This window comes from Microcoleus sp. LAD1_D3 (genome assembly GCF_036702135.1).
GTDB lineage: Bacteria > Cyanobacteriota > Cyanobacteriia > Cyanobacteriales > Microcoleaceae > Microcoleus.
This window is the reverse complement of the sequence record NZ_JAUBSB010000004.1, coordinates 183919-210211: the sequence shown is the minus strand read 5'-3', so window position 1 is coordinate 210211 and position 26293 is coordinate 183919. Positions and strand designations below refer to the sequence as shown.

Sequence of the window (26293 nt, the reverse complement as noted above, 5' to 3'; positions counted from 1 at the left end):
TGCGGAGGCAGACTTTGTTTTTCTAGTATCGATTTCAATCGCCGAATCATCTACAAACCAATTCCTCAAAAGCCTGTAGGTGCGATCGGCTCAATATCTGGGTCAAATCCTCCGACTTGATTGGTGCGAATTATCCACAAAAATGCTCCTTGTTTTAATAAAACTTTGGCGATTTCATCTTGGGTGCGCCTCGGCAACATTGTGCGGTAACTAATAGCAGCTTTTATCAGGGTTGCTATACCAACAAAAAAGGTTTTTTTCAATTCAGAATCAATCCCCGCTAATCTGGAATTTTTGCGCCAATCTGGACGAACAATACCGAGGGGCATTAATACTGTTTCTAAACTTTCTCCTAATGCTACTAACTGGTGAAATCTTTGGGTTTGTGCATCGGTGGGATGTGTTTTCAACCAGTCTTGAATCTGAGGATTTGACTCTATTTCGGAAGTGATTTTTTTAATTGTCGCGTAAATTGCCTGACTTGAATCTTGGACGCAAGAAGTTGCTGGCGTCACTAAACTTGCGCCGGTGCCGTCTCCGCTGCGGTAACGGGCCATCATGATATCTAGTTGCTGGTTTAATTCGGTTAAAGGCGACAAGGTGATGCCGTCAAAATCGTAGTCGCAACACACGCAGTCTAATTTACAGATGATATCGCAAACCGGGCGATCGCCCAACCAGCCGCGCTGCAAGTCTCCCATGTAGCTTTGCCATTTGCTGGAACCGGCAACAATTCCGTCGGGATTGTGGGCGTAAACTTGTTTGTATTCTATGTCAAAACGCAGTTCGCTGGTAAAGCGATCGCGCACCACTTTTGCTACTCCGAAAGCAAAATGTCCGGTGACAATTCCCAGCGGTGGCCGTTCGCCTTTTTTGCCACCGATACCCCCGAAACTGTGAATCACTATCCCGATATCTCCTTCTTGCCAAGGAGAGATGGAAGCGTTTTCTGTAGCATCATTTGGGGTTAACAATACTCTTTTTGCTTGCCCTTTTTGTGCTGGTGTATTTTCCCAATTTTTGCTGCTTAAATAAGCCAGAGATTTTTTTAAACCGAAATGTGTTTCATCGGGTGTTAATTGGGCAATTTTGCGGGGTTCGATTGCCTGCACTACAAATATACTGTCTTCGTCTCTTTCGCCGTAAATGTACCAGCCGTCTGAATTTAATGGCGATTTTTCGATCAGGTGATTGGTAGACCTCGCTACGCCATTTTTGTCTGGCTGTACTTGCGGAATCCGAATGATTTCGGCTGCGCTGTCAAATTGTTGAGATGTTTTGTTGAAATGCCGGACAATAAATTTGTCGCTGTCGGCTTCTTTTCTCTGTAAAATTGAGACTAAGGCGCAGAAACGTCCGATAATTTGTACTGGTTCGCGATCGATCGTGAGTTCATGGCGATCGCTGCTGCTATAATTAATCGCAATTACTGGCCTGCGTAGCATCACAGTCACGCTGTCTTCGAGTCTGCTGCCTGCTAGAGTTTCTAAAGGGCCTACATTTCGCCAGCCGTTCAATCTATCTGGATGAATGTTGCCAGATTTTTTACTATCTTTAGCCTGTTTTGTGAAGTTGATATCCTGCGTTACTGCGTGGGCAAAAAACTGTACTTCGCGATTTGTACTCCATTTCAAAAATGCTGTTTTGCCAATAAAGTTTTGATATTTTTTGGGGGCATTGATTACTTCAAAAAACACTGTACCGTAGGGCTGGCGCTGTTCGTGTGACGGCAAAATTAAGCGCCCGTGCCAAAGAGCGATCGGCTTGTAGAGATAGGCAACTGATGCCGAATTATCGCAAATTATCTCCGGCTCAAGCGCTGCTGAAATATCGCTTTTGCCTCCAAAAATAGTAGCAGTTAAATTGCCGTCACTTTCTACGAATCGAGGTTCTAAAAAAACCTTTTCAGGTTGTGAAATATCAGCGGTTAAATGACCAGTGTTTCTTGTGAACGAGCGGCCAAAAAAAAGGCGACGGTTCTCCAATTTCGCCTGCAACCAATTGAAGAAAATGCGAATAAAAATAAATGCTGTTAAACCAAAAACAACAGCTAAAATAATCAGCCCCAGGGTCAAAATGAATTGGTTGAAAGACTGACCTGACACTAAAAAAATTGTTGGCCCGATCAAAGAAAATGCCGCCATAATATCTAAAAACGAGTTTTAGGTTCGATCCAGTCTGTGCTGGCTTGACTGCCGAAAACTAGGGGTTTGTCCTCGGTGACTGCTACCGTTTGCCCTGTCATATCAACTGCACAAAGAGGCCAAGATCGATCGCCCAAATTTCCTGCGCGGAACAGAACTTTTCCGGGACAAACTTGACTCCAACCCAACAATACAGCATGAGTGTAAAGACTGCGAGCGGGAGCAACGGTATAAGTGTAATTATCATTTTTGTCCCAAATGACACCGTAGTCGGACATATCGGAAGAGTTGAAAAGTGCTTCAAATTCGCGGGCGAGAATGCGGGAACCGTCTTGATTCCAAGAAACAGGCACTAAAATGGCGATCGTCCCGGACATATCTGTATCATCGCTACCATACATCCCACTTTCCGCCAGTGGCGAAGCAGCCGCCACTGTTTGCAGTTCGCCGGTTTTGAGATTTTCCACAAACATGACGCTGCTAACCCGACACCGGGAGAATTCCGGCTGCACTTGCAACTCAATTCGACTGTAAGCTGCGTATTGGCCGTTAGTTGATACTAGGGATGGACTGCGATAATAGCGGAGGCCTGTGCCGCCAGTTGAGCTCACTTTAACATGAGTGGCACTAATCCATTCCCAAGGAACGGGATAAGGGCTATTTAAAGGGTCAGTCATCGGTTTTTTTTCCAAAAGTTTTACTGAATTATCCAACAGATTCAGGCTGGCACGCAACGGATTAGACACCCGGTTTCTGCCTCAATGCTTCGCCACCAAACCCCAGATTTATAGAAACCGGGTTTCTTTTTTAGATTTGAGATGGGAGGACAAATCTAAAATCTAAAATCTAAAATTTCAAATCGGATAGGTAAGATAGTATCGAAATTAATCTGGTCTGTACACCGAGAGGGATGAAATATGACGCGATCTTTTAACCAAAAACCTTCAATCCCCCCCAGTCGCGTCTCCAAGTCGCGGGGAAAAGGTTTGCTTGTACTGTCGCTGATTTTTCGACTGCTGCTGCTGGGGGTGGGCAGCGGTTTTGCGTGGGTGTTGGGGATGGCGATCGCTCAAATTTATCCGTCAGGGGCGACGGAGATGCCGCTGGCAGAGAGATTGCTGCGTGTAACTCAAAATTTGACCTCCAGCCCGAAACGCGCCCCAGCAAGGCAAATTCCGGCGCTGCCGCCACCAACCGCTACACCAACCTCCCAGTCAACAGTCAGTCCTGCCCAGAGAGAGAAATTGCAGTCGGATTTGAGACAGTTGCAGGGCGAACTCAACGCGCTGATTGGTCGCACGGCGGCTTTGGAGAGTCAGTTGGGCAGCAGCCGCCCGACGGAAACTTTGGAAAAGCGTTTGCAGTTGATGTCGCGCGAATTGGCGGGGCCGGAAACGGCGGCAAGTCCTGTTCCTGCTTTACCGGCGATCGGCAGCAGCCCGAGTCTGAACCCTGAAACGGTGAATACTACCCCACAGAATGCCAATAATCCGGTGTTTGGGGGGGATGGGCTGATGGTGACTCTGCCCAGCGATGTTTTGTTTGATACTGGCAGCATTTCTTTGCGCGCGGGAACTAATGCGATTTTGGACAATTTGGTGGCGGAGTTGGGCAATCACGAGGGGGCGACGGTGCGGGTTGCCGGCCATACTGACGACGCGGGGGAAGCGGCGGACAATCGCAATGTGTCGTTTGCGCGGGCTCAGGCTGTGGTGCAGTATTTGTCGGGTGTGCTCGGTCAGAAGTATCATTGGGTGGCGATCGGCTATGGAGAAAGTAGCCCTTCGGTAGATAATAGTTCTGATACTAATCGGCAGCGCAACCGCCGCATTGAAGTGGCAATTAGTCCTTAGTTTTTAGTCTTTAGTCGGCGAATTTGTAGATACTCTGTTGAATTGTCCAGGAGGTAGTTAGTGTCACGCCGAAGGCGTAACAGGCGGCAAGTCAGAATTATTTTTGGCTTGATTTATTGTCTCTCGATGTTCGCTCATAAGTTTCGGTTTTAAATACAAGTTCTCAATCAAAGCTGCCACTCCCGCAAACCAAGGCGGTACAATTACAGCTCCGATAATTCCCAATACTTGAACGCCTCCCAATACAGACAGCAATTGATATAAAGGATGCACACCAACCGATGAACCAACCAGCAAAGGATCGAGTACGTAAGTTTCCAAGTTTTGGATGATTACAAATAACAGCAATACCCACACAAGTACCCAGCCACCTTTAGCTAATGCTACAATTAATGCTGGTACTGCTCCCAATACTGGCCCGATGAATGGAATCAGGTTTGTCACACCTGCGATCGCACCCAAGCCTAAAGCAAATTCCGGCATTCCCAAAACGCTCAAACCTGTGGTAATAAATATCCCTAAAATGCCCGAAACTAACACTCGCCCGCGAATATAACTCCCCATTCTTTGACCGATTGGCGCCGCTTGTGAAGCTAATTTTGCATCCCAAGGTTTCGGGAAAAACTGCACCAAACTTTTGATTAATGTGTCGCTGTCGGCAACCATGTAACCTGAAATAAATAATGCTAAAACTAGGCTGAAGACCCCGCCTAGAATGCCTCTCGTTAAACTGTACGATCGCAAAACCAGTTGTTGGCTCGATCGAATCAGCCAATTAGTCAGCGATTGAGTGTCCACCAACTGACCCACCAAGGTTGGGGCGTCGTCGCTCAACCGACTCAATACATTAGTTGCCACAGTTCGCAAACTTTCGACATAAACTGGTAACTGCCGCAGCAGTAACTCTATTTGTTCGATTACCGTGGGGCCGATTAACACTACCGTCCCGCTAAATCCGCCGATGAGAGTTAAATAAACCATAATCACCGCCAGCCAGCGGGGAACTCGCATGGTTTCGGCCCAATTAACGATCGGGACGATCGATGCGGCCAGCACGACTGATATCATTAGAATTACTAGCAGGCTCCGCAATTGCCACAGCAGCACTAGCAGCAAGGACGATGCTACAATCAGCAGCAAGTTAGGTAAAGAAATGGTTATCCGCTGTTCTGACATGATGAAGTAATTATATTTTTGGCGCTCGTCTCAGCCTTGATTTTATAATAAACGATATGATATAAGTTACAATTAAGATTATGAAAGTGCATTCAAGCAGTGGGAATGTCTTTGCTGACTTATGGCTCCCCAATCCTGATGAATTATTGATTAAGGCACAACTAGCTCATCAAATCAGTGAGTTAATTTCCGAACGCCAACTAAGCCAGACTGAAGCAGAAAAGCTCTTAGGAATCGATCGACCCAAGATATTAGCACTAATGCGCGGTAAATTATCCGAGTTCTCTACAGAACGCCTATTTAGTTTTCTCAACGCACTCGGCAGCAATGTAGAGATTCGTATTGCCCACTCGCAACCAAATGTCCAAGCTCAAACTCGCATTGTCGTAGCATAGTACATTAAAAATTAAAAGATTAATATGCAGCCGCAATATTCAACCCAAGATTTGTCCGCCATTTCGTCTATAAAATCCCCAACGCTGTTTTACGAATGGCAAAATTATCGCTGTGCTTACGAGATTTACCACCCAACTACTGCGACAGAAGATAGCATCCCTTTGTTATTAATTCATCCGATAGGAGTTGGTTTGTCAAGAATCTTTTGGCATAGATTTTGTGATAGTTGGTACAAAGCAGGGAACAGTAATCCGATTTATAATCCCGACCTTTTGGGCTGCGGCGATTGCGAAATGCCGGCTGTGGCTTGCTATCCTGACGATTGGGCTGCACAGTTGCAGTATTTCTTGGAAACTGTAGTCAAAAAACCTGCGATCGTACTCGTGCAAGGTGCTTTACTGTCTGTAGCCTTGGCTTTAGCAAAAATGCAGCAGGAAAGCGGCTCCAATTTAATTCGTGGCTTAGTTCTCGCAGGGCCTCCAGCTTGGGCGGTGATGAACAAACATTCGACAGAAAGACAGCAACGAATTGTCTGGAATTTGTTAAATTCTCCGTTGGGAAACGCTTTTTATCGCTACGCCAGACGCGCTGAGTTTTTGCGTTCTTTTTCTGTGAAACAACTGTTTGGCGATGCGGCACAAGTTGACAGCCAATGGTTGGATGCTTTGCAGGCTGGGGCGGCAAATCCTGACAGCCGGCACGCGGTTTTCTCGTTTTTAGCGGGGTTTTGGCGCCAGGATTACAGCGGTACGATTCAAAAGTTCGATCGACCCGCACTCATTGTGATGGGAGAAAAAGCCTCAAGCATCAGTCAAGCGGGTAAGGAAGAGAAACCGGATGAAAGATTAGCGCAATATTTAGCGCATTTTCCCAATGCGGAAGGTTTATTAATGCCGGGGCGCAATGTTTTGCCCTACGAATCAACCGCAGAATTTGTCGCGGCTGTTGCGGAGTTTGTGAATGGGAGTTTTTAACCGTAGATATCAGCAGATGAACACAGATGAAGGCGGATGGAATTTCATCTGCGTTTATCCGCGTTCATCTGCGGTTAAAAAACTCTAAATTTCAACTGCGATGCCAAATTGTTGTACCATCTTTTTGATCGATCAGAGTAATGCCCCGATCCTTAAGTTCGTTGTCAATGCGATCGCCCTCAGCGAAATTCTTAGCCTTTCGGGCATCTTTCCGCTGCTGAATCATCACCTCAATCTCCTTATCAGTTAATCCCCTAATGATTTTACCTTCACCAATACCGGACAATTTGAGATCGAGATCGATATCCCCACTTAGCACGTGGTGTCTGGGGCGACTCCAAGTTGTTGTACCATCTTTTTGATCGATCAGAGTAATGCCCCGATCCTTAAGTTCGTTGCGAATGCGATCGCCCTCAGCGAAATTCTTAGCTTTTCGGGCATCTTTCCGCTGCTGAATCATCACCTCAATCTCCTCATCAGTTAATCCGCTAATGATTTCAAATTTATTAATACTGAAAGATGCGGAAGGGATATTGATAGTCGCACTTAGCGGGACGAGTCTGGGTTTTCTAAATCCTAAAACTTCGGCTAACTTAACCAGAGTCTGCCACTTTTGTTGCAACACTTCCGAAGGCATTTCCGTTTTTCCCCCATGTACAATTATATTGCTTTCGCGCCGCAATTCCTTCGCCAATTCAAACACAACAGCTAAAGCATTAGGAGTATTGAAATCATCATCCATCGCTGCTCTAAATTGCTGTACAGCCTCACTCTCCCCTATGGGCGATTTCAGAATTTTATCTGAATCCCAGTCCAATTGGGAACCGTGCAAATCACCAAAAAGTAGGCTTTCTTTAAGAGTGTGCCAGCCATTTTTTGCAGAGGCGATCGCCTCTTCGGTAAAATCAATTTGACTCCGGTAGTGCGCTGTTAACACAAACAGCCTCACCGCCATCGGTTCCACCGCTTTTGAGTTCTCGCTTCCTTCCAAAGCTGTATCGCCCGACCAATTCCCATCCAACAAATCGCGAATTGTAATAAAATTGTGCAAAGATTTCGACATCTTTTTGCCATTGACAGTCACAAAAGCATTGTGCATCCAATAATTAGCAAGCGACTTGCCAGTGGCGGCTTCAGATTGAGCAATTTCGTTTTCATGGTGCGGAAAAGTTAAATCGGAACCGCCGCAGTGAATGTCAATAGTTTCGCCCAAGCAATCGCGCACCATAGCCGAACATTCGATGTGCCATCCGGGGCGACCTTTTCCCCAAGATGAATCCCAAGCAGGTTCTCCCGGCTTAGCACTTTTCCACAGGGCAAAATCAGAGGAATCTTGCTTTTTTTGAGCTTCTATTTCTTCAGTTTCTAATCTCCCGCTAGCCCCGGCCTGCATTTCTTCCAACTTGCGGCCCGAAAGTTTTCCGTAATCGGCAAACTGCCTCACGTTGTAGTAAACGTCGCCGCCGGAAGCATAGGCATAACCTTTATTTTCTAATTCGTGAATCAGCCGTTTAATGCCGTCGATTGTATGGGTGGCGCGGGGATATTCATCGGCCCTGAGAATATTCAGCTTGTCCATATCTACGAAATATTCATCTATGAAGCGTTCCGCCACGGCTTCCATTGTGGAATTGGTTTCGCGGGCGCGGTTGAGAATTTTGTCGTCAATATCTGTAAAATTCTGCACGTAGCGCACATCGTATCCCCGCCACATCAGATAACGCCGCACCATGTCCCAAACAATGTAAGCGCGGGCGTGGCCGACGTGGCAGTAATCGTATACCGTAACGCCGCAGCAATACATCCGCACCTTTCCTGGTTCGAGGGGCTCAAAAGGTGATTCGCGGCGAGTCAAGCTGTTGTAAAGCGTTATAGTCATTCGATTTTAGATTTTAGATTTTAGATTTTAGATCTTACAAGATTTACGCAGAACCTCTATGTGTAGGGTGTGCAGTGCCCACCTTATCTGTATCAGTAGCGCGTCAAACCATTTTTGCCTTCAGAACTGTTGGTTTGTAGTTGCGATCGCCGAAGTGCCAGCCTAGGAAATTTGGTACTCAATCTCTTCTATCTATACTACCGCCCCAGCCGACTCAATCTTACATCTAATTTATGTCAGGGAATCTTGACAATAGTTTCTGGGACGATCCCCGCTGGCACCGCATTGTCATGAAATCTTGACATATTGATCCCCAAACTCACGAAAATGCGTATAACTACCCAGGATTGAGGCAAAAGACCCCTTGACCCGATCGCAACTTGTCTGCAACATTAAGTCATGACAAAGCGATCCCAAAGAAATGCTTGGATTAAGCAGCCCTGGGAGTCGAATAGCGCGTGTGCTGCCAGCACAGCGTTGCTAGCAGCACCGGTCGCACTCACAAAATCGATCTTGTCAATCAAGAATCGACAGATAAAGCTTTATTTAGATCGGACGGTGCGCGCAGAAGCCAATAAGTCCAAACCCCCGATCGCATTGGGGACAAGACAAGCTAAAAACAAGCAAGGCTTCAAAGGTTGGAGAGATTTGGAAGCTCGATAATATTTGCATTTAAAAGAGTTTCTAACTCAAAAATTCAACACATTTGTGTTGAACGGAAAAATCTAACCCGCCATCCCAAATTAGTGGAGAACAAACTCATGGCAAAAGAACGCCCACCATTAGAAGAGATGACTTTGCGACAACTCCGCAGAGTTGCTAGCGAATGTGGAGTCTCTCGCTACAGCCGGATGCGGAAATCGCAACTCCTGGCATCAATTCAAGAAATTCAGCGCACCAAATTTTCCTACAGCCCATCTCGCAAACTAGAGGCACAAGAAGCAGTGGAAGCAGCAAAGTTTGAACTCGGTCAAGAAGATAGAACAGGTGGTTCTTTGTCGTCTGTAGATGAAGGTTTAGCAGATTTGCCCAACGGCTACGGCGAAAGCCGGGTTGTTTTAATGCCCCGCGACCCAGAATGGGCTTACACTTACTGGGACATTCCCAACGCTCGCAAAGAAGAATTGCGCCGCCAAGGAGGACAGCAACTCGCCCTGCGGATCTACGACGTTACAGATGTTAACCTCGACATCCAAAGCCCGCACAGCATTCAAGAATATCCCTGCGACGAACTGGCGCGGGAATGGTACGTGCCAATCCCCGTGAGCGATCGGGACTACGCGATCGACATCGGCTACCGCTGTGCAGATGGCCGCTGGCTGGTATTAGCTCGATCGGCCCAAGTCCGCGTTCCTCCCGTCTATCCCAGCGACTGGATTGAAGATCAATTCATCACCCTCGATTGGGAAGAAGAGTTGCAAGGCAAAACCTTCGCCGAACTGGTTCCTCCGGCAAAGAAAATGGCACAAGCAGCCAATGGCTTCGGTTTCAGCACCGAAAATGCTATATACGAACAAATCTTCGGCATGGCAGAATCTGCCGAATCCCTGCGGGTAGCGGGTTCTATCTTCGGTTCCATGCAGCACGTCGCCGGTTCGGTCCAGCAAGTCGGCATCCACGAACAAGCTCTCAGTTCCTACGTGTTCCCCTCCGGCGTCGGAATGTGGGCGGCTCCCACCATGTCCGGCCTCACCGCGTCGGGTGTCGGTATGTCCGGCCTCACCATGTCGGGTGTCGGTATGTCGGGCCTCACGATGTCCGGTTTCGGTATGTCAGGTGTTGGTATGTCGGGAGTTGGCTTCGCCGCCCCGATGCGCCCCCGCCAGTTCTGGTTAGTTGCTGACGCCGAACTGATCGTCTACGGCGCCACCGAGCCCGACGCCACAGTCTACGTAGGCGGACAGCCGATTAAACTCAATGCTGACGGCACTTTCCGCTTCCAGATGTCCTTCCAAGACGGCTTAATCGACTATCCGATTTTTGCAGTAGCAGCAGACGGTGAACAAAACCGCGCCATCCACTTGAAATTCAACCGCGAAACCCCAGAACGGCGCACCAATAGCAAGCAAGATGCTGTGGTCGAATGGTTGGGCTAATCCCAAAGGTAGAAAGGTCGATCGAGCGGCGGGCAATCATTCAGGTTTGTGCCAATTTTTGAACCATCACAAGCCATAGCCTCAGCCGATCGTGATTTGTTAAGGTTAATCCCAGACAACAACCCATAACACCCCCTATGCACCGTTCTCCTGTTTTGAGGAGCGGTGTTTTTTGTATTTAGGACTTACTCAGAAACCGGGTTTTTATAGCAGAATAGATCGTGGGTCGGGCGATCGGCAAAAGTTATACCAATTCTTAAAAATAGGGATAAATATAGATTGTATGCGAGCCTTTGTAGGGAATTAGGCTGGGCATAAGTCCCTACTTTGTTTCATCTGAGATATTGCACCATTCTTAATTACTTGTTTAGGAACAGGCAAGATGCCTGTTCCACAAGAGATGAATTTCATTGTGGAACAGGCATCTTGCCTGTTCTTGACAATGGTGCAAGATGTGAGTTTCATCCGATTGACAACTGCTATATTAGACAATTATCTCAATATCTATCTGTAGATAGATGTTGGCTTAACTCGCGATCAAGATTGTTAAATCAAAATTTGGGTTCTTCACTCAAGCATTATTAAGTAAGCTAAAGTTTACTTAAATTTTTATTGCACAAACTCGCTAAATCCAGCGAAACAAAAGAAAGCGAGTTATCAGAGAAATAAGGCGATCGCACAGCCACTTCTCAAAAACAAATGCAAAAAATAAATTCCCCGCCGCAACGAAGGCAGAAGCCTCGCCTTTTAGCCTTATTCGCTGTCACATTAGCCACCGTCTTGCTTTTATTTATTCTGCCGGCACTGACTCAACAGCCAGTCGTGCTCACCATGTTAATGCAAGGTCAAGACCTTGTTAACTGGAGACCCTTTGTCAAAGAATTTGAACAGAAAAACCCCGACATTCGCATCAACCTCATAGAAGGGCCTTTTGACAGCAACCTCATAGAAAATCTTTACACATCTGCCTTTCTTTTAGGCGAATCGCCCTACGACATCATCAACATGGATATTGTCTGGGTTCCCAAATTTGCAGCCGCAGGTTGGGTAAGCGATTTGACAGACAGAATTTCCCCCGAACAACTATCAAAATTCATCCAAGGTAACGTCGAAGGCGGACGGTATCGGGGCAAACTTTACCGAATTCCCCACGCTTCCGATGCCGGAATGCTTTACTACCGCAAAGACATTTTAGAACAAGCGAAAATTCCAGCGCCGAAAACCTTTGAAGAGATGGTAAAAATATCTCAAAACTTGCAAAAACAGGGAAAAGCAACTTGGGGTTATCTGTGGCAAGGCAAACAATACGAGGGAGTCTCTGCGATGTTTGTCGAGGTGCTTTCCGGTTTCGGCGGCTTCTGGGCAAACCCTCAAACTTTTGAAGTTGGGTTAGATAAACCAGAAGCAATTAAAGCAGTGGAATTTCTCAAAAATACGATCGCCTCGGGCATTTCTCCTCCGGGTGTCACCACCTACGGCGAAGAAGAAACCCGGCTGTTGTTTCAAAATGGCAAAGCGCTGTTTTTGCGAAACTGGCCGTATGTTTGGAAGCTGGCAAATGCCGAAGGATCGAATGTTAGAGGCAAAATTGCGATCGAGCCAATGCTCAGCAGTACGGGTAAAACAGGCGGTTCCTGCTTGGGCGGCTGGGGCTGGGGAATTGCCAAAACCTCAAAACATCCAGAACAAGCCTGGAAAGCAATTCAGTACCTTACCAGCGAGGAAACCCAACGCAAATTTATTTTAGAAACAGGTTTAATTCCCAGTTACAAATCCCTATTTACCAACAAAGAAATAGTCGCCAAATATCCCCACTACCCGCAACTGCTAAAAGTAGTGGAACGGTCAGCTTTGCGCCCGCCCCTGGCACAATACGCTCAAGCTTCTGATATTTTGCAGCGTTATTTGAGTTCAGCTTTTACCGGGAGAATGAGTGCAGAACAAGCAATGAAAGCAGCAGCTAGCGAAACTCGCAATTTATTAGGCAGTTTGAAACAACCCCAAGCTTCGTAAATTTGACATCTTGCCTCTGTCAGAAACAGGCATCTTGCCTGTTCCACAAAGAGTTAGAAACAGGCATCTTGCCTGTTCCACAAAGAGTTAGAAACAGGCATCTTGCCTGTTCCACAAAAGCTAATTCTATTGTGGGGAGTAGGGGTTGGGCTTCTAGCCCGCCCAAAAATAAATTAAATAAAGGTGAACAATATGCAATTAGACAAGATGCGACAGCGCGAACAAAAAACCGGATGGATATTAGTAGCACCAGCTTTGATAATTCTGATCCTAGTATTTGCTTACCCAATATTACGCGCTTTTTGGCTGAGTTTATTCACCCAAAACCTCGGTACAGAATTAAAACTGGTTTTTTCCGGTTTTGCTAACTACAGTCGAATGTTAGGCGACGGGCGTTTCTGGCAAACTTTAGGCAACACCACAGTATTTACAGTCGCCTCTGTTTTACTGGAATTAATTCTCGGTATGGGCATTGCCTTAGTTTTAAATCAATCTTTCACAGGGCGTGGCATTGTTCGCACAATCTCCCTACTACCTTGGGCGCTGCCGACTGCATTGATGGGAGTAGCTTGGGCGTGGATTTTTAACGACCAATACGGCGTAATTAACGACATTTTGAGGCGTTTGGGATTGATTCAAAATAGCATTAGCTGGTTGGGAGATCCGACTTTGGCAATGATGGCAGTGATTACAGCCGATGTCTGGAAAACTACGCCCTTTGTCAGCTTGCTTTTACTAGCGGGATTGCAATCAATTCCAGGTGATTTGTACGAAGCACACGCTATTGACGGCGCGAGTAGCTGGCAGAGTTTCCGTCAAGTTACCGTGCCCCTGCTGATGCCGCAAATTGTGATTGCTTTGCTGTTTCGATTTGCCCAATCTTTCGGCATTTTTGACTTGATTCAGGTGATGACGGGAGGGGGACCGGCGGGGGCAACGGAGACGGTTTCTATCTACATTTACAGCACGGTAATGAGGTATTTAGACTTTGGGTATGGCGCGGCTTTGGTGGTGTGTACTTTTTTGCTGTTAGTGGCAGCAGTTGCGATCGCCGCTTACCTGTTATCGAGAGCCCGCACTAATGCAGCAGGAGGAAACTAAGACGATTTTAGATTTTGGATTTTGAATTTTAGATAACCAACAGTTGCACGTTCCTTTCATTTGTATAAATTATGTCGATCGCCCGCGAACAACCTAGCAAAAAAACCTTTGACATCCGGCAATTAATCTTGCCAATCTCAGCGCTCTTAATTGTGGCATATTTCCTCGCACCTATTATCTGGCAGGTGCTAACTTCTTTTAAAGTAAATGCAGATATTTCCGCGATTCCCAACGTCTACATTCCCAAACGAATTACTTTCGAGCATTACCTGTCCCTATTCCAGCGCCGCCCGTTTGCACTTTACATTTTAAATAGCGCTTTTGTTTCCATTACTTCAACATTACTGTGTTTAGCAGTAGGCGCTCCCGCAGCTTACGCTTTGGCCAGGTTGCGGTTGTGGGGCGAGAGAATCATCCTGGCAACTGTGACGATAGTTACCCTATTTCCGGCGGTGCTGCTATTTTTGGGACTGCTGGAAATTGTCAAAGCTTTGAATTTAGGCAATAATTATTTAGCCTTAATTATTCCTTACACTGCGATCAATCTGCCCCTGACAATTTTGGTGATGCGAAGTTTCTTTCAACAGTTGCCAAAAGATTTGGAAGATGCCGCTAAAGTTGACGGATACAACACTTTCCAAATGCTGTGGCAAATCGTGCTACCGATGACATTTCCCGCGTTAGTCACAACTGGAATTTTGACATTTATTTCAGCTTGGAACGAGTTTATTTTTGCACTAACATTTATGACTCGCGAATCTCTCAAAACAATCCCCGTCGCCACGGCTCAACTTAGCGGGGTGTCAGTATTTGAGATTCCTTACGGCCCGATCGCCGCAGCTACCGTTTTGGGAACTTTGCCCTTGGTTTTGCTGGTTTTGGTGTTCCAGCGGCGCATCGTTCAGGGTTTAACTGCGGGGGCGGTAAAAGGATAAATCGATTTTAGATTTTAGATTTTAGATTTTAGATTGAACTGGTTCCTAGGCTCTGCCTGGAAACGAGTCAAACAACACAGTCAACAGTCAACAGTCAACAGTCAACACTCAACACTTTAAAAATCATGGCAAAACTGCAACTAAAAAACCTCAATAAAACCTACAGCCCTAAAGTTGTTCCCGTAAAAGACATTAGTTTGGATGTCAGCGAAGGGGAATTTCTGACTTTGTTGGGGCCGTCGGGGTGTGGCAAATCTACGACGCTGCGGTTAATTGCAGGGTTGGAACAGCCGACTAGGGGCGAGATTAGAATTGGCGATCGCGATGTCACTTATCTCAGACCGGGCGATCGCGATATTGCAATGGTTTTTCAAAGTTACGCGCTTTATCCGCACATGACAGTATACGAGAATATGGCATCGAGCCTCAAACTTCGCAAAATCTCCTCCGGTGAAATCAATCGGTTAGTGACAGAAGTTGCAGCATCCCTCGGATTGACGGAATTAATCGATCGCAAACCAGGAAAACTATCAGGCGGACAGCGGCAGCGAGTAGCCCTCGGCCGCGCATTAGTGCGCCAACCGGAAGTATTTTTGCTCGACGAACCTTTGAGCAATCTCGACGCATTATTACGGGAAAAAGTTAGGGCCGAACTCAAACAATTATTTTCCTCCCAAAAAGCTCCTGTAGTGTACGTAACTCACGACCAAACCGAAGCCATGACGCTTTCTACCAAAGTCGCAGTTCTCAACAGTGGCAACGTGCAGCAGCTCGATCCGCCACACTTAATTTATACTCGTCCTGCAAATCAGTTTGTAGCTGGTTTTGTGGGCAGCCCGCAAATGAATTTGCTCGTGCTTAAATGCCAGGGCAATTTTGCTCAGTTGGGGGATTTTCGAGTTCCACTCCCAAATATGCCGACTGTGCCTCCAGAAATTGTATTGGGAATTCGCCCGGAACACGTCGGCTTTGCAGATGTAGAGGCCGGCAAGCTGCCGGGTTCAGAGGCAATTAAAGGTGAGGTTTATTTAGTGGAAAACTTGGGAATGCAAAATTTAGTTAGCGTCCGAGTTAAAGGTGTGGACTCTGTAACGGTGCGGGCTTTGCTGCCCAATGACCGCCACTGGAATTCAGAAATTGTAGAGCTGGTTTTTCCGCCTCAGTTGCTGCACTGGTTTGACGTGAAAACGGGCGATCGCTTGCAATAAAAATTTTCCCTGCATAGCATGATTGATTAAAAATTGTCTAACCCTGTGCTGAAAAATATTTTTTTTGCTTATAACTAAGTTATGACTTTAGTTAGAGGTAGAACTATTTGCCTGCTGTTAACGTGATATTCATGTGTGAAAAAGCTAATTGGCTGACACATAGGTAGCGTGTATACCAGATTTTATCGCTAACCTATAACTCGCTTTAGGTGGTTAATCGCAAGTTGAAGCTAAGTTGGCTTACCCTCGCATTAGCTACGGATTTTGGAGCGAGTCAATTTGATGAAAAAATGTTGAAAATTATCACCAATCAACTTAGGGAGTATTACCGAGATGAATTTGATTTCCACAGCCATTGCTCGCATCAGTTCCCTGCTTAAGGGCTTTCAAATCAAGAGTTTTTTGAGTGTTGTCCTGGTCGGTTTTCTGCTGCTGACCACCAATGTTGATGCGGGACATAGTAACAAAGCTTTCGGCACGCAAGCCAGCTCAAAAGCGGATCTAAACAATACTGAAAGACCCCAAACAACGCGGGAATGGAGACAAGAAGCTCGCGAAACCTCAGACTCTCCGGGCGATCGAGCTCAGAAGATTGGGCAAGAAGCAGGAGCAGCCGTGAAAGAATTCGGCGAGATGTACCAAGACACTGCTAAGAGAAGTATCCGCGAATTAAAGGATTAATAGGGCAGACGCAAGCAAGTAGGCGAGCATAAATAAACTAGGACTGACATTCAAAAACCCGGTTTCTCTTGTGAAACTGGGTTTTTGGGTGGGAAGCGTTTTATGTTAAATTATATCAAATTTGGGTGACAAACCCCGTTTATAAGACTCGGCGGTTGAAAGCGCTCAAGACTCAAACGAAGTCCTATGAACTCATACGTTGCACCATTCTCAATTAGCCTTTTATGAACAGGCTTTCCGGCCTGTTCCACAAGAAAATTTATCTTTTGTGGAACGGGCCCCAGAGCCCGTTAAGCGAGAATGGTGCAAGATGTGAGATGAATAAACATCTTCACAGTCTTTGCCTGACCGGCCTGCTGTTCATCCTGCCTGTTTGTCCGGCAACACTTGCCCGCGCTCAACTTCGTGAAACTTCAGATACTAATGCCAAGCAAACAAATCTCCTCAAAGATGAACTGTATTTTGGCTTAACTAAACCGGGAGGCAAGACAATTTCTGAATCAGAATGGCAGGAATTTGTCAAGGCAGTTATTACCCCTCGGTTTCGGGAAGGGCTAACCGTATTAGAGGACTCTGGGCAGTTGCTCAAGAGATCGGGAGTTCGGATTAGATAAAACTCTAAAATAGTTATTTTAATTTATGAAAGTAGCTAGAAAAAAATCAAGCTATTAATCAAGTTATCGAACCTTACAAGCGCACTTTTCTGCAAGAGTCGGTGCTGCGGGCAACCAGCGAAGTGAAGGTTTCTTTCTGATGCGGTCATCGAATCAGCGTATTTATGATATTATTTGTGCTAATCAAGGTCATACCCTCAAAGATAAGTAGGGTGCGGGTGCAATAAAAATCATAATTGGTGGGTATCGATCGCAGACTGCAACAAGTCGCTAAAAAAACCTGGCCGGGAGAAAACAAAAACATGATGAACGACGGCAACCGAAAAGCTGAACCGCCCAAAAGCGAGGATACACAAAATTTGTCCGGCATGGCGAAAGCTTTTCTTGTGAGCGTGGCTTGGTCTTACGCAGAGGCATTGGATCGCATGAAACGATCGCGAAATCCACAGGAACCCGCGCCGGAATCTCCGACAGAACAAGTCGAACCCGATACTGAAAAAAATTAATGAAAGACTATTAATGTAATTGATCGGCCAAACTATCTGGGGGTGCGATCGAAGCCAATAGTCAATTAGCTGTTTTGAGTTAAAAACAATCAACTCAGAACAGCGAACTGTGCAGCTTAAGCCGGATTTGTATTGGATTTTACAATAAAAAAAACTGAAAGCCCCGTGACCCTTCAACAAGCTCAGGAAAAGCTTTAGTCCGGGGATGACAACTGCGTTGCAGGTTTGAACCTCAAACTATATCTATCCCTAAAAGAGATTTAAACTAAACAAAGTACGGTTTTACCGCTACAGTGTACAAAACAAATAACCAATTTTTAGATCGGTCTCATGTCTAATTCAAAAATGATTGGTAAAGCGATCGCAGGTAGCCTTTGCTTGGGCATCCTCATTAGCTTCAACACCTCACTCGGCCCGGCATCCGCAGCAGCACCAACAATTGCTCAAGCTACAGCCCCGGCCGCCAGCAACATTGACACGCAACTCCTAGGTCAATGGCAAGGCACAGTCCCCTCCGGTCAGTCTTTCACCTTCGTCTTTGCCCCAGAAGGCAAATTGTTTCTCATGGCTAAAGGCCCCGACGGAGCAGCCCGCGCCAAAGAAATGAGGTACAAAGTTAATCTCGGTGAAAAACCGATGCACATTGATGTCGGCCTCAGCAGCACAGAAACCGTTGAGACTGTTTTTGAATTGACTCCCGAAGGTCAAATGCGCCTTCAGTTGCAAGGCACTAATCCCGGACAGGCCAGACCTAATTCCTTAAACGAGCAGGCAACTGTGTTTAAAAAGGTCTCCGAGGCCACTGCACTGCCTGCTGACACTCAAGTCATCGGTTTTTAAGGAAAAGTGCAGGCAGAAGGCACTTATCGCAATTGTCAATTGAGTGAGGTACTGATTGGGATTTTCGATTTTCGATTGGGGAATTGGTAAGAAAGCCGGCGAGTACCTCACCTGATTGAGAGCCGCTATAACTAGCTCTGAGTTTTCAGATTGCCACGCTTCGCGAGGAACGAAGCAATCTTAAAACTTTCCCCGTGCCTTCTGCCTTCAATACCTGATACAATCTTGTCATGAAACAAGTCCTGACAGTATCTTGCAAGCTCCAAGTAGCGCCTGAGCAGTCCATCAAAATTGATGCAACCCTTCAGGCGTTCGCGAGTGCTTGTGAATATGTGAATCAAACTGTGTCGCCAACTCGGACAAATGAATTGGCGATGCAATCCTTGGTATATAACAATGTCAGAGATATGTTTGGACTCTCGGCGCAGTTGGCAATCCATGCTATTAGACGGGTTTCTGGCAACAGAAAAACAGCTAAAAAAGATGGGAAGCCTGTTAACAAATTTGCTCCTACTAGCGTCACTTACGATCCCCGTATCTTTTCTTTTAGGGAAAAAGATTGGACAGTAAGTTTGACTACTACTGGTGGTAGGGAGCGGTTTGCACTGGCTATCGGGAACTACAAACTTGGATTATTGAAAGGTCAAAACCCCAAGACGGCTACTTTGTGCAAACGCAAAAATGGCAGTTACTATCTTAATATTCAGCTTGAATCTCAGCCAGCCGATCCTCCACCCAGCAATCAAGTTTTGGGCTGTGATTTGGGTAGGACTGATATTGCAGTTACTTCTGATGGAGATACATTTAGCGGTAAACAAATTACCAAAGTTAGAAATCATTATGCCAAGTTGAGAGCAAATATCCAGCGAAAAGCCACGAAAGGCACACGCAGCTCTCGGCGTAGATGTCGAGAATTGTTGAAACGGTTGTCGGGCAAGGAAAAACGCTTTCAGACCTTAGTAAATCACACTATCAGTCACCGTATCGTAATCGTAACCAACGCTCAAAACAAAAATCAAGTTATCGCTTTGGAAGATTTGACGGGAATTAGGGAACGCACAAATCAGCAGCCACGCTCGCAGAAAGAGCGGAGACTTAGTAATAGCTGGGCGTTCTTTCAGTTGCGTCAATTCCTCATCTACAAAGCTATAAAGCATAGCGTAAAGATTCTGTTTGTTGAGCCTAGATACACCAGCAAAATGTGCCACAAGTGCAATCACATTCATCCTGTAAAGGGTGAGTCTTATAGGAATGGGAAAAAGTTCGCTTGTGGTCATTGTGGATGGAAAGGTGATGCCGACTTAAACGGCAGTAAGAATATTGCTGCTATTGGGGCTTTCGTAAATAAGCCCGAAGGTTCGAGATTGTTTTGCAATGTGCAAGATCATTTCAGGGCTATTGAAAGCCCACACTGTACCTGTACTCAGGTCAGTGCTGGGTAATTTACCAGGCCCTGCTACAATCCACTTAATCTCCATTTAACTTTTGCCATAGACCTCCATGAGTGAAACCGTCCTAGAAGTTCGCAACCTGCGAGTTGAATTTCAATCTGCGGACGCAGGCGATGCGTCTGCAACAGTCAAAGCGGTTGACGGCATTTCGTTTGAGGTCAAGCGAGGGCAAACTCTGGGCATCGTGGGAGAGTCGGGATCGGGAAAATCGGTAACATCCCTCGCTGTTATGGGTTTGCTGTCGAGTTCGTCAACGAAAATCGATGGCGAAATTTGGTTTTATTCGACAAAAGACGGCGCTAGCAATGGGCCTGTGAATCTGCTGGAAATGCCGGACAGGGAAAAACAAACATACCGGGGCAGCCAGATTGCGACGATTTTTCAAGAGCCGATGAGTTCGCTCAATCCCGTTTATACGATCGGATTTCAACTCACAGAAGCCATTTGTTTGCACCAAAAGGTGTCGCAGACAGAAGCGCGGCGCAAAGCTGCTTCTCTGCTGCAAGAAGTGAAGCTGCTACCGGGCGACGATGAGCTCAGGCAGCGGTGTTTGGCTTTGCAGCAAGAGCACTCCCGGGCTGCTGCGGGGAATCAAGCAGTTATGGAGGACGATCGCGATTTGATGCAGCTCGTCAACGGCCAAAAACAAGCTATGCTCGATCGCTATCCCCACGAACTCTCAGGCGGCCAAATTCAGCGCGTGATGATTGCAATGGCCATTTCTTGCAATCCAACTTTATTAATTGCTGATGAACCGACCACGGCTTTGGACGTAACCGTGCAGGCAACAATCTTAGCTTTGCTGCGCGAGTTGCGAGACTCTAGAGGCATGGCAATGATTTTTATTACCCACGATTTGGGCGTCATTGCTGAAATTGGCGATACGGTGGCGGTGATGTACCGAGGCAAGATTGTTGAGTGCGGTGCGATCGAACAAATTTTCAGCAATCCCCAACATCCTTACACAAAAGGTCTATTAGCTTGCCGCCCAACTCTTGATCGGCAAATGCGCCGCTTGCCGACCGTTTCCGATTTTATGGATGTCACCACAAATGCTAGCGGCGAATTAGTAATTGTCGAGAAAAATGCCGATTTAGACAGCGACAACAGCGGGGAAAATCCCGCTTTTGTAACAGGAAAACCGCCTCGGCTGCCGCATATTTCCGGCCCTTTGCTAGCTGTTAATAACTTGCGCGTCGGTTTTCCGGTGCAGGGGATGTTTGGCGAAACTCAACGCTTGTTTATGGCGGTAAACGATATTTCTTTTGAGGTTTATCCGGGCGAGACTTTGGGTTTGGTGGGCGAGTCTGGCTGCGGGAAATCAACTTTGGCGAGAGCTTTGCTGCAATTAATTCCGATCGCCAGCGGTAAAGTGTTTTTTGAAGGTCAAGAAATTACGCCTCCTGCGAAAAGTAGTTCGGCATCGCAGTGGATGGCTAATTATCGGATGCAAAAAGAGTACGATCGCAAATTGCGGTGGCTGCGGCGCGATCTGCAAATCATTTTTCAAGACCCTTTTAGTTCTCTGGATCCGCGCCTGAATATTGGGGATGCGGTGATGGAACCGATGGTGATTCACCGCTTTGGTAAGAACCAAAAAGAACAGCGCGATCGCGCGGCTTATGTGTTGGAGAGAGTGGGTTTAAATCCCGATTTTATGCGGCGCTACCCTCACGAGTTTTCGGGCGGACAGCGGCAGCGAATTTGTATTGCTAGAGCTTTGGCTTTGAATCCTAAGTTTATTATTTGCGATGAGTCCGTTTCCGCATTAGATGTGTCGGTGCAGGCGCAAGTTTTAAATTTGCTGAAGGAGTTGCAAACAGAGTTTGGACTGACTTATATTTTTATTTCTCACGATTTGAGCGTGGTCAAGTTTATGAGCGATCGGGCGATCGTCATGAACAAAGGTAAAATCGAGGAAATTGGCACTGCCGAGCGCATTTACCGCCAACCGCAGCAAGCTTACACGCGACAACTTATAGCTGCTATTCCTGCGGGGAATTTGGAGCGAATTCGGCAACAGCAACTAGGTCGCCAAGCTGCTTGGGCCCCATCGCCTGCAGATGAATCAGAACAAAATTAATATCTAGTGTTTTAAACTCGTATCAAGTACCAATTGCCCGCTACCAATACTTCGGCTACACGATGATCGTACAAGTTCCCAATTACTATAGGACTGACGCAATCATCCCATGTATGGGGGCAACCACGGGGGGTTTGCCCTTACAAAACACTATATATTGAGGCTGTGCGTAAGTCCTGTACTAATTAGGGCTGACGCGCGAACATATCGGGCAACGAAAAACTGCTAACCTGTCGCGCATTTAAATTGCATATTCGAGGCGGGCGAGACGCCCAACCCCTACTCCCCACAAGAGTTGTATTGTTTTTTGACATAAAATTTAAATCCAGAACAGCTTACGAAGATTTTTTTCATTTTTTCTTCACAAATTAGCAGTTGATCTTTATTTTAACTTCATAATTTATGGTCAAATTCAACCTGCTTGAACTTGACTAATATTCCCGGTTTTTCAACCCACAGCCAGGGCGCTCCACGCAGTATTTTCCTACATCAAACCCAGTTATTTCTAGACGAAAAAACTGGGGTATAACACGCTACTCTAACGCGGTAAGCAGCTTCAGGCGCAGCCTACATAATTAGGTTCTGCACCCAGGAGTGCGAGTTTGTGCGTCCAGGACTAGCTAAATTAGGCCAAATGTCCAATGACTAACAACAATATGTCGCGTAGTATTATAAGTAAACTCTCTCTATGAGTCGGAAAAATTAGAAAATGCGTACCCCAGCTAAAAAGAGATTGGTTGCTACTTCCGTAACAACACTTAATTATCGGCTTGTGTTGCGTAAATTTACGCAATTATCCAATACTAGAGTTCGCAAAATAGGAAATATTTATAATATTTAAAAATCTTTAGTGTAATTTTTTTAAAATCAGCAAAACTCAAAGTAACTCTAGAGTAAAAAAATGAAACATTCAGTTCCACTAGAAGAATCCAAAAGCACTAAATTGGTGAAATTGCTGCAAGTGTTGTGGAGAAAAATTACGGCAGCAGTCACCACAATACAAAAAGCAGAATCTAGAAAGCAGTATGAAAAAAAAATCAGCGTAGCGCCGATCGCCCCTGGCAGTGTATTCTCAATTTTGATAATTGTACTGCTGGTGTTAAACGGGTGGCTGGTAGCTGGCAGCGGTGATAATTTCTACGATAGCCCACTCGCCCTGGGATTTTTGGCCATAACAAATATTGTATTTTTCGCGGTATCGGCGCGCTCAAACGCTTCTTCGGCCCTAGCGGACGATCGCCCATCCAGCAATCCCGACGGGTGCGATCGCTTTTTTAGCCTGTCGCTAGATCTGCTGTGCGTCCTTGGTTTTGACGGTTATGTAAAACGCATCAACCCAGCAGCAGAAAAAATACTCGGCTATTCCCCAGGAGAAATGGTTGGCCAACTCTTCCTTGAATTCGTGCATCCAGACGATCGCGAAACTACTTTAAAAGAAGCTGAAAGTATTGCTGCGGGGAATAATACCGTTGGGTTTGAAAACCGCTGGCGCTGTCGCAACGGTTCTTACAAGTGGATAGCCTGGACTGCTACCCGTTTCTACGAGGAAGAATTGATCTATGGTGTCGGCCGCGACATTACCGCTCAAAAACAAGCAGAAGCAGCGCTGCAAGAGAGTCAGCGTTTTGTTGAGCGAATTGCCAATACCAGTCCGAATCTTCTCTTTGTTTACGATGAAAGTGAGCAGCGAAATGTCTACAGCAACCGCGAAATCAGTGACACCCTCGGCTATACGAGCGCAGAAGTTGAAAACATGGGCAGCAATCTACTGCCCACCATCATCCACCCTGACGACTTAGCTAAATTTCCCGGATATTTTCAGCAATTAGAAAATGCTCCCGACGGCGAAGTTATTGAGTACGAATACCGGGTACGCGATCGACAGAATTGTTGGCACTGGTTAGTCAGCCGGAATATTGTATTTAGCAGAACAGAGGACGGAAAAATTAAGCAGCGTCTTGGTGCTGCTACGGACATTACAGAGCGCAAAATAGCAGAACAAGCTTTAGCAGAACAATTGAAACTTTCTGTATTCACAGCAGATGTGGGAATTGCTCTAACTCAAAACCAGACTTTGCTTGCAACTTTACAATATTGCGCCGATGCAGTTGTGCGCCATTTGGATGCTGCCTTTGCTCGGATTTGGACGCTGAATGAAGAGGAAAATGTATTGGAACTGGAAGCAAGCGCGGGGATATATACTGGCATTGACGGCGCTTACACCCGCATTGCTGTCGGCGAGTTCAAGATTGGTTTAATCGCCCTGGAGCGAAAACCTCACATCACTAATTCTGTGCAAGAAGATCCCCGACTTCACGACAAAGAATGGGCCTCACGAGAAGGAATGGTGGCTTTTGCGGGATATCCGCTAATTGTTGACAATCAGTTAGTGGGAGTAATCGCTCTATTTTCTCGGCACAAGTTGAAGGAATCAACGCTGGTGGCTTTTGCCTCGGTAGCGGATGCGATCGCCCTGGGAATTAAGCGCAAACAAACAGAAGAAGCTCTCGCCAGACAAAAGCAAACCTTGAGGGCAATTATTGACAACGCTCCCATTTGGGTGTGGCTGACTGACACTAAAGGCAAGATGCTGTTGGTTAACAAAACTTTTTGCGAATCTGTGAACGTTCCTGAAGAAAGATTTTTGGCAGCATCTCACTCTTCAGAAATTTTGGGAGCGGAAGCATTTGCTAACTGCATGGCGTCTGACGTGCAAGTCTGGAGTCAAGATACTCCTTTTTATGCTGATGAAATTATTCAGTTTGCTGACGGTAAAAATCACCATTTAGAGGTAATTAAAGCTAAGGTAAAAGAGGCCAACGGCACCGCGATAGGCTTAATCGGTTTGGGTTTGGACGTTACACAACAAAAAGAAGCTCAACGAAAATTGCAAGCTTCGGAAGCGCGATTCCGCAAGTTAGCGGAGCAGGAAGCACTGCTGAACCAGCTAGCTAGCAATATCCGCGAATCTCTAGACTTAGATACTATTTTGGCAACAACTGTGCAGCAGATTCGCGACTTGCTGCAAGTCGATCGCTGTGTGTTTATCTGGTATTTGCCAGATGCTTCGCCACCTGCTTGGGATGTCGTCCACGAAGCTAAAAATGATGATTTGTTCTCTCTTTTGGGTTATTTCCCTGCTGACATAACGGGTACGCTGCCGCAAAAAATCGCTAATTTGGAAGTTTATCAAATAGATGATGTTGCAACTCTCAGCGATCCCGTAGAACAAAAATTCTTTTTGGAGCTTGGTTGCAAGTCTGTCTTGGATTTACCGATTAAAAGTGCCGGGGGTTTAACTGGTGTTGTTGGCTGCGTTTCTTGCAGCGAGGTACGCAAGTGGACAAAAGAGGAAGTGGAGTTAGTGGAGGCAATTGGCGATCAATTGGCGATCGCCATCAGTCAATCTGAACTTTACACTAAAAGCGTCGACTCAGCTCGGGTAGCCCAAGAACAAGCTGCAAAACTTGAAGTAACTCTGTGCGAACTCCAGCAAGCTCAAACTCAACTCGTACAGGCAGAAAAAATGTCTAGTCTCGGTCAGATGGTAGCAGGAATCGCCCACGAAATCAATAACCCGGTCACATTTATTTTCGGCAATCTTACCTACACAGAAGAATACACCACAAACCTAATGAAACTGCTGCAAATGTATCGAGATGAATACCCGGAACCTTCTGCAGCTCTTCAGGAGGAAATAGAGGTGTTAGAAATGGATTTCTTACTAGACGACTTGCCGAAAATGCTGTCTTCTATGCAGATGGGAGCTACTCGCATCCGGGATATCGTGAGGAGTTTGCGGAATTTCTCTCGCCTTGATGAATCTGACATGAAAAAGGTTAACATTCACGAAGGCATCGACAGCACATTGATGATTTTAGAACACCGTCTGAAAGTTCAGCCCGATAGCCCCGCAATTCAACTCGTTAAAGAATACGGACAATTGCCACGGGTGGAGTGCTACGCCGGACTGTTGAATCAGGTGTTTATGAATATTATCGCTAACGCTATTGACGTTTTACAACAACCGCTCGAAAAGCAGGGAATTATCCGCATTCGTACAGAGGTTGAAGGTACTCTGGCTGTGATTAGAATTGCTGATAACGGTGCAGGTATCACCGAGCAAGTCAAGCAGCGGATATTTGACCCCTTCTATACTACAAAACCGATCGGTTCTGGAACGGGGATGGGTTTAGCTATTTCCCATTCAATTATTGTCGAAAAACATAAAGGTGAAATTAAGTGTTTCTCGGTGGTGGGGAAAGGCACTGAATTTATAATCGAGATTCCGATTAAAAGGACAGAAAATTAAATTGGTTGGTCGGCAAAATTAGTAAGGTGCG

The 26293-nt window shown here is 46.1% G+C and carries 22 protein-coding genes; 18 read left to right on the top strand and 4 right to left on the bottom strand.

Features of this window, described 5'->3' with window-relative positions; genetic code table 11:
* Positions 1-65 precede the first annotated feature (65 nt).
* Positions 66-2105, bottom strand: coding sequence for an abortive infection protein (locus QUA74_RS03840; protein ID WP_333325110.1), 2040 nt, complete (start codon positions 2103-2105; stop codon positions 66-68).
* A gap of 44 nt (positions 2106-2149) precedes the next feature.
* Positions 2150-2821, bottom strand: a complete 672-nt coding sequence (locus tag QUA74_RS03835) for a hypothetical protein (RefSeq protein WP_333325108.1) — start codon at positions 2819-2821, stop codon at positions 2150-2152.
* A gap of 240 nt (positions 2822-3061) precedes the next feature.
* On the opposite strand from QUA74_RS03835, the gene QUA74_RS03830 reads away from it, so the two are divergent.
* A complete protein-coding gene (locus tag QUA74_RS03830; protein WP_333325107.1) occupies positions 3062-3997 on the top strand; it encodes an OmpA family protein in 936 nt (311 codons plus the stop codon).
* A 63-nt stretch (positions 3998-4060) separates the two neighbouring features.
* Here QUA74_RS03830 and QUA74_RS03825 read toward each other — a convergent pair whose 3' ends face one another.
* Positions 4061-5173 carry an AI-2E family transporter gene (locus QUA74_RS03825; protein ID WP_333325105.1) on the bottom strand — a complete coding sequence of 371 codons (1113 nt, stop codon included), beginning with the start codon at positions 5171-5173 and terminating at the stop codon, positions 4061-4063.
* Positions 5174-5253: 80 nt separating this feature from the next.
* Here QUA74_RS03825 and QUA74_RS03820 point away from each other — a divergent pair, with 80 nt between their 5' ends.
* Entirely contained in the window at positions 5254-5568 is a 315-nt protein-coding gene (locus QUA74_RS03820; protein WP_333325102.1) for a helix-turn-helix transcriptional regulator, read from the top strand.
* 24 nt (positions 5569-5592) lie between these two features.
* Positions 5593-6543 carry an alpha/beta fold hydrolase gene (locus QUA74_RS03815; RefSeq protein WP_333325099.1) on the top strand — a complete coding sequence of 317 codons (951 nt, stop codon included), beginning with the start codon at positions 5593-5595 and terminating at the stop codon, positions 6541-6543.
* Positions 6544-6634: 91 nt separating this feature from the next.
* On the opposite strand, the gene cysS is transcribed toward QUA74_RS03815, so the two are convergent.
* Positions 6635-8422, bottom strand: coding sequence for a cysteine--tRNA ligase (cysS, locus tag QUA74_RS03810; protein WP_333325097.1), 1788 nt, complete (start codon positions 8420-8422; stop codon positions 6635-6637).
* A gap of 399 nt (positions 8423-8821) precedes the next feature.
* On the opposite strand from cysS, the gene QUA74_RS03805 reads away from it, so the two are divergent.
* The 15 genes from QUA74_RS03805 to QUA74_RS03740 all read left to right on the top strand — a co-directional run bounded on the left by QUA74_RS03805 (position 8822) and on the right by QUA74_RS03740 (position 26262).
* Positions 8822-9085, top strand: a complete 264-nt coding sequence (locus tag QUA74_RS03805) for a hypothetical protein (RefSeq protein WP_333325094.1) — start codon at positions 8822-8824, stop codon at positions 9083-9085.
* A 98-nt stretch (positions 9086-9183) separates the two neighbouring features.
* The gene (locus tag QUA74_RS03800) at positions 9184-10518 is read left to right on the top strand and encodes a DUF4912 domain-containing protein (RefSeq protein WP_333325091.1); all 1335 of its coding nucleotides are present in this window, start codon (positions 9184-9186) and stop codon (positions 10516-10518) included.
* A gap of 382 nt (positions 10519-10900) precedes the next feature.
* Complete coding sequence (locus QUA74_RS03795) at positions 10901-11032, top strand: hypothetical protein (RefSeq protein ID WP_333325088.1); 132 nt, start codon at positions 10901-10903, stop codon at positions 11030-11032.
* A 185-nt stretch (positions 11033-11217) separates the two neighbouring features.
* Entirely contained in the window at positions 11218-12531 is a 1314-nt protein-coding gene (locus QUA74_RS03790) for an ABC transporter substrate-binding protein (protein ID WP_333325086.1), read from the top strand.
* A 192-nt stretch (positions 12532-12723) separates the two neighbouring features.
* Positions 12724-13632, top strand: a complete 909-nt coding sequence (locus QUA74_RS03785; protein WP_333325083.1) for a sugar ABC transporter permease — start codon at positions 12724-12726, stop codon at positions 13630-13632.
* Between the two features lie 71 nt (positions 13633-13703).
* Complete coding sequence (locus QUA74_RS03780; protein ID WP_333325080.1) at positions 13704-14567, top strand: carbohydrate ABC transporter permease; 864 nt, start codon at positions 13704-13706, stop codon at positions 14565-14567.
* Between the two features lie 125 nt (positions 14568-14692).
* Positions 14693-15775 (top strand): ABC transporter ATP-binding protein, encoded by a 1083-nt coding sequence (locus QUA74_RS03775; protein ID WP_333325077.1) that lies wholly within the window; start codon positions 14693-14695, stop codon positions 15773-15775.
* Between the two features lie 333 nt (positions 15776-16108).
* Positions 16109-16456, top strand: coding sequence for a hypothetical protein (locus tag QUA74_RS03770; protein WP_333325075.1), 348 nt, complete (start codon positions 16109-16111; stop codon positions 16454-16456).
* Positions 16457-16773: 317 nt separating this feature from the next.
* Positions 16774-17070, top strand: a complete 297-nt coding sequence (locus QUA74_RS03765; protein WP_333325072.1) for a DUF3574 domain-containing protein — start codon at positions 16774-16776, stop codon at positions 17068-17070.
* Positions 17071-17123: 53 nt separating this feature from the next.
* Positions 17124-17210, top strand: a complete 87-nt coding sequence (locus QUA74_RS29805; RefSeq protein WP_445251619.1) for a hypothetical protein — start codon at positions 17124-17126, stop codon at positions 17208-17210.
* A gap of 99 nt (positions 17211-17309) precedes the next feature.
* The gene (locus tag QUA74_RS03760) at positions 17310-17576 is read left to right on the top strand and encodes a hypothetical protein (RefSeq protein WP_333325071.1); all 267 of its coding nucleotides are present in this window, start codon (positions 17310-17312) and stop codon (positions 17574-17576) included.
* 330 nt (positions 17577-17906) lie between these two features.
* Positions 17907-18416 carry a hypothetical protein gene (locus tag QUA74_RS03755; RefSeq protein WP_333325068.1) on the top strand — a complete coding sequence of 170 codons (510 nt, stop codon included), beginning with the start codon at positions 17907-17909 and terminating at the stop codon, positions 18414-18416.
* Positions 18417-18646: 230 nt separating this feature from the next.
* The gene (locus tag QUA74_RS03750) at positions 18647-19858 is read left to right on the top strand and encodes a transposase (protein WP_333325067.1); all 1212 of its coding nucleotides are present in this window, start codon (positions 18647-18649) and stop codon (positions 19856-19858) included.
* Between the two features lie 58 nt (positions 19859-19916).
* Positions 19917-21950 (top strand): ABC transporter ATP-binding protein, encoded by a 2034-nt coding sequence (locus tag QUA74_RS03745; RefSeq protein ID WP_333325065.1) that lies wholly within the window; start codon positions 19917-19919, stop codon positions 21948-21950.
* A gap of 901 nt (positions 21951-22851) precedes the next feature.
* Complete coding sequence (locus QUA74_RS03740) at positions 22852-26262, top strand: PAS domain S-box protein (RefSeq protein WP_333325063.1); 3411 nt, start codon at positions 22852-22854, stop codon at positions 26260-26262.
* Positions 26263-26293 lie beyond the last annotated feature (31 nt).